At 42.5% G+C, this 5,301-nt stretch carries 4 protein-coding genes; all 4 read left to right on the top strand.

The genetic code is table 11. From position 1 onward, the window contains the following. The first annotated feature begins 74 nt into the window (after window positions 1–74). A complete protein-coding gene (locus tag ACCM36_RS05035) occupies window positions 75–413 on the top strand; it encodes a P-II family nitrogen regulator (RefSeq protein ID WP_370572656.1) in 339 nt (112 codons plus the stop codon). 349 nt (window positions 414–762) lie between these two features. Then, window positions 763–2,574, top strand: coding sequence for a KUP/HAK/KT family potassium transporter (locus tag ACCM36_RS05040; protein ID WP_370572657.1), 1,812 nt, complete (start codon window positions 763–765; stop codon window positions 2,572–2,574). A gap of 283 nt (window positions 2,575–2,857) precedes the next feature. After that, window positions 2,858–4,069, top strand: a complete 1,212-nt coding sequence (locus ACCM36_RS05045; protein ID WP_370572658.1) for a cation:proton antiporter — start codon at window positions 2,858–2,860, stop codon at window positions 4,067–4,069. Window positions 4,070–4,339: 270 nt separating this feature from the next. Beyond that, a partial coding sequence (locus tag ACCM36_RS05050) for a DEAD/DEAH box helicase family protein (protein ID WP_370572659.1) occupies window positions 4,340–5,301 on the top strand: 962 nt, incomplete at its 3' end.

Raw genomic sequence — 5,301 nt, forward strand, 5'->3', positions numbered from 1 at the left:
GAAATAGCCGGACTTGACATTAAGGAACACGGAATGTCTGCATACCCAGAATTCGTGCTTGCGGAGTGATATGAATGAGAAAGATAGAGGCAATCATCAGACCTACTAAGGTCCAGGAAGTAAAAGATGCACTGGATGAGGCTGGATTCGAAAGTATGACACTTACCGAGGTAAAGGGACGTGGAAAGCAGAAGGGCGTGCTCCAGCAGTGGAGAGGCCAGAAGTACTGTGTGGACCTGTTACCCAAGGTAAAGATGGAACTGGTCGTACCGGCTGAAAAGACGGATGAAGCAGTGGCTATAATTATGAAGCATGCTCAAACCGGCTCCATTGGCGACGGGAAGATATTCATCTACCCCATCGAAAAGATCATCAGGATCAGAACAGCCGAAACTAACGAGGATGCACTTTAAGTGCATTCTCTTTTTTCAACCATCGTGGGCCCCGGGGATTAAACATTAATGATCATTGATTGATCATACCCCCATACTCCATAAGCCTTCCATAGTTTGTCCTACGGGACCCTTCCCTTATTTTTGATCTTCTGAAGGTATGAAACGAGAACTACTTATTTTGTATGCAAAGCACTGGCTACATATTTGGGATACTCGAGATACTGCGTTCTGCACGAGAAATTTAATATATATGCTATAGACTATCCTGCTTCACGTTCTGCTAAAGGAAAGACAGGATTCTTAATGCGATTTCAAAATGCAATTTTTCCAAATAGGATACTGGGCTCAAGGAGTTGATCTGATCATTATGCTCGACAAAAAAGACCTGGGTGGAATTGTTAAATCTACCGGACTTGTCTTTGGTGACATTGGCACCAGCCCTATTTACACGCTTACAGTTATCTTTCTCATTACAGCTGCTACGCCTTCTAATGTGATGGGAGTCCTATCTTTGATTGTCTGGACGCTTGTGATACTTGTAACTATAGAATACTCCTGGCTTGCCATGAACCTTGGAAAAAAAGGCGAGGGCGGAACTATCGTACTTAAGGAATTGCTTGTTCCGTTGATAAAATCAAGTAAAAAAGTGATGATCGTCACGATATTGTCATATATTGGCATATCTTTCCTTGTTGGCGATGGCATAATTACACCTGCCATCAGTATACTCAGTGCTGTAGAGGGTATACGTATCATTCCAGGCCTTCAGTTTATCGAACAAGAGACTCTTATGCTAATTGCCGGAATAATAGCAGTAGGCCTTTTTTCATTCCAGAATAAAGGAACTGAAAAAATAGCATGGATATTCGGACCTCTGATGGTCCTATGGTTTTTAGCTATTGCCACTTCAGGTATCATATCTATAATATACACACCATCCGTTCTGAAAGCTATAAATCCATATTATGCGATCGATTTCCTACTGCATAACGGCTGGGCAGGATTTTTCGTATTGTCTGAAGTGATCCTGTGTGCAACTGGCGGGGAGGCATTATATGCTGATATGGGACATCTTGGAAGAGAACCCATCTTGAAAGCCTGGAGACTGGTCTTTGTAGCATTACTGTTGGCTTATCTTGGACAGGGAGCATTCCTTATAAGAAATCCCGATTCCAGGAACATACTGTATGAAATGATATTTCAACAGGCACATTTTCTGTATGTGCCGTTCCTGGTCCTTAGTATAGTAGCTACGGTGATAGCATCTCAGGCCATGATCAGTGGCATGTTCTCAATAGCATACCAGGCAATAATGACCAGAATAGCGCCACTATTGAAAATAGATTATACATCGGATGTAATAAGATCGCAGATCTATATCAGCGTTGTGAATTGGCTACTTCTTATTGCTGTATTGTTTGCGATATTTGAGTTCAGAGAATCCAGCAGACTTGCTGCTGCATATGGATTAACTGTCACCGGTACAATGGTGATCACGGGCATAATGATGACTTTTATATATTATTTCAAGAAAGAAGTCGTTAAAACTGTCATTTCTATGTGCGTAACATACGTTGCAATGATATTTCTTATTTCCAACACATACAAACTATCACATGGAGGCTATTGGTCCCTTTTCATTGCAGTTTTGTGTTTTAGCATGATCATGATCTACACAACCGGACAAAAAAGGCTATATCAGGCTTTAATTCCAGTACCCTTAAAAGACTTCCTTGAAAGATACGATCTGACATACGCATCTGTAACTAAAATAAATGGGACAGCTCTCTTCTTTGCCAAGGAAGTAAGCTCTATCCCCCAATATATCGTACATACAATGTTCGATAATGGAATAATCTACATGGATAATATCCTTGTTACAATTACCATACATGACAATCCATTTGGTGTTGAAAGCTCATTCAAAGAAAAAATTGCAAACGGATTGAAAGTATTTAAAATAAACATGGGGTACATGGAGGTTATAAATCTCGGACAGATATTAAAAACTGCAGGAATTAATGAGAAAACAATATTTTACGGGGTTGAAGATATAGTAACTGACAACCCTGCCTGGAAGGTATTCTCAATTATGAAAAAAGTATCACCTTCTTTTGTCCAATTCCATAAACTTTCAGAAGATAGGGTCCATGGAGTTGTCACCAGGGTTGAAATGTGAAAATTTCCGTGTCAAATGGACGAAAGAGATATTTACTTCGTGAAGAGTATTACCTGTGATGAGCACTAAGCTACACAGGAATCTACTTTTTTACCTGATATTTACTGGTATATTTATCCTGCTGGTTTGGATGATTATAATTCAAGGTCAAAGATTAGAGTCTCCATTGGTTGATTTTCCTGACATCACAATAAATAGCCAAAACAATTTCCAAGGGGATAATGATCTTGGAACACTTATAGTTCAGTGTTTAACTCAGAATTTGAACCACCCTCTTGGTCTAATGTTTTTGCAGATCGCAGTCATAGTACTGATGGCCAGGATCTTTGGGTTCATTTTTGCCAGCATGGGCCAGCCCAGTGTCATTGGTGAAATGACAGCAGGAATTGTGCTTGGGCCATCTGTGGTGGGGATATGGTGGCCACAATTGAGCAAATTCTTGTTTGCACCAGCTTCGTTGGGCTGGATGGAAACTCTGAGCAACCTAGGACTTGTGCTGTATGTATTTATTGTTGGTCTGGAACTTGATCCGAGTTTGCTGAAAAATAAAGCACATACTGCTTTGATCGTCAGCCACGCCAGCATTGTAGTGCCTTTCTTTTTAGGAGTTACCTTGGCATATTTTTTGTTCACCGGATTTGCACCTGAGGGAATTACTTTTCTCTCTTTCAGCCTCTTTATGGGCATTGCCATGAGCCTTACAGCATTTCCCGTATTGGCAAGGATAATACAGGAACGGAAGCTGACACAATCGACCCTTGGTACGCTGGCGCTTACCTGTGCTGCAGCCGATGATGTTACAGCCTGGTGCTTGCTGGGTGCCGTTGTTAGTATAATAAGGGCTGAAACAATAATGACCTTCCTTGTTACGGTTATGATGTCAATATTGTACGTTTTGTTTATGTTCTACTTTGTACGTCCCATATTAAGGTTCCTTGGGGAACGATTTGCTACGAAAGAAAACGTGAGCAAAGGATTTATTGCACTGCTGTTTGTCGTGCTCTTCTTATCTGCCTTTGCCACCGAGGCCATTGGGATCCATGCCCTTTTCGGAGCCTTTCTAGCAGGGATGATGATGCCGATACAATCTGATTTCAGGCAATTGCTGATCTCCCGTATAGAAGATGTCAGCCTGGTTATCCTGTTGCCTCTGTTCTTTGCAATAAACGGCCTCAAAACCGAAATAGGTCTGTTAAACGAAAGCTATCTGTGGTTCATATGCATAATGATAATTCTGGTGGCAGTAGCAGGCAAGTTTGGAGGAAGCGCTGCAGCAGCCCGCTTTACCGGCCAATCCTGGGCAAACTCTCTGGCCTTGGGAGTGCTGATGAATACACGGGGATTGGTGGAACTGGTAGTTCTAAGTATAGGATATGAACTGGGGATCTTGACCCCCACTGTCTTTACCATGATGGTCTTGATGGCCCTAGTGACCACATTTATGACCCGGCCTATGCTTTGGGTCATTGAACGTTATTTCCCACGAGTAGATTAACGGTTGATCAAAAATAAATGTCCATGGGCCTTGCAACTTCCAAAGAAAAAGGTATTCTCCTTTTTATTTTTTACATCACTGGTACCTTGCAGACAATTCTTAAAATTTGAGAACATCTGCAGAGTATAAGATGTGTGTAAACAGAACAAAGAATCCTTATATTGAATGTGAACATAAACTTTTCCAAAATCATTCTGAATACTGAGTGAGTTTTCCATGCAGTTTCAGATATGGTAATTGTAGCAACGTATCAGATCAACGGTAAGGTCTATGAGCCACAATCAGAGTCCTGAGCAGGAAGCAAGAGATAGGATCGATGAAAAACTGGAGGCTTCCGGCTGGATAGTACAGGAGAAAAATACGCTTAACTGGAGTGCAGCTGATGGCATTGCAGTAAAAGAGTATTTGACAGATGTCGGACCTGCGGATTATGTGCTTTTTGTGGATAAGAACCCTGTGGGAATTATAGAGGCAAAAAAGGAAGAGGAAGGCCATAGACTAACGGTTGTCGAGGAACAGTCAGGCGAGTATGCCACAAGCAAGCTGAAATATCTGAACAATGACCCTCTGCCTTTTGTGTACGAAAGTACCGGAGAACTTACAAGGTTCACCGACCACCGTGATCCTAAACCAAGATCAAGACCTGTTTTTTCATTTCATCGCCCGCAGACTTTCAGGGAATGGCTCAAAAAAGAGAAGTCACTGAGGACCAGCTTGCTGGATATTCCAGGGCTTCAGACAGAGGGATTGCATGATTGTCAGATACGGGCGATCAACAACCTGGAAAGGTCTTTCAAGGAGAATCACCCGCGAGCATTGATCCAGATGGCTACAGGTTCCGGAAAAACGTACACTGCTGTTACTTTCATATATCGGCTGCTTAAATACGCTGACGCTAAGAGGATACTCTTCCTTGTGGATACTAAAAACCTGGGAAAACAGGCGGAACAGGAGTTCATGGCATATACTCCCAACGATGATAACCGCAAGTTCACAGAACTATACAATGTGCAGCGGCTGCGTTCCACCCACATCGCTTCGGACAGCCAGGTGTGCATCTCCACCATCCAGAGGTTGTACTCGATCCTGAAGGGTGAGGAACTTGACGAGGAAACAGAGGAAACGAATCCTGCCGAGAGCGGATGGCAGCCCAGGGAACCGCTGCCTGTGGTGTACAATGAAAAGGTCCCTATCGAGCAGTTCGATTTTATCGTGATCGATGAGTGCCACCG

The organism is Methanomethylovorans sp. (genome assembly GCF_041305605.1).
Classification (GTDB): Archaea; Halobacteriota; Methanosarcinia; order Methanosarcinales; family Methanosarcinaceae; genus Methanomethylovorans.

Bases quoted from the DNA above. Each gene is read 5' to 3' on its own strand.
- ACCM36_RS05035 (WP_370572656.1), top strand. From the start codon at position 75: ATGAGAAAGATAGAGGCAATCATCAGACCTACTAAGGTCCAGGAAGTA.
- ACCM36_RS05040 (WP_370572657.1), top strand. From the start codon at position 763: ATGCTCGACAAAAAAGACCTGGGTGGAATTGTTAAATCTACCGGACTT.
- ACCM36_RS05045 (WP_370572658.1), top strand. From the start codon at position 2,858: ATGTTTTTGCAGATCGCAGTCATAGTACTGATGGCCAGGATCTTTGGG.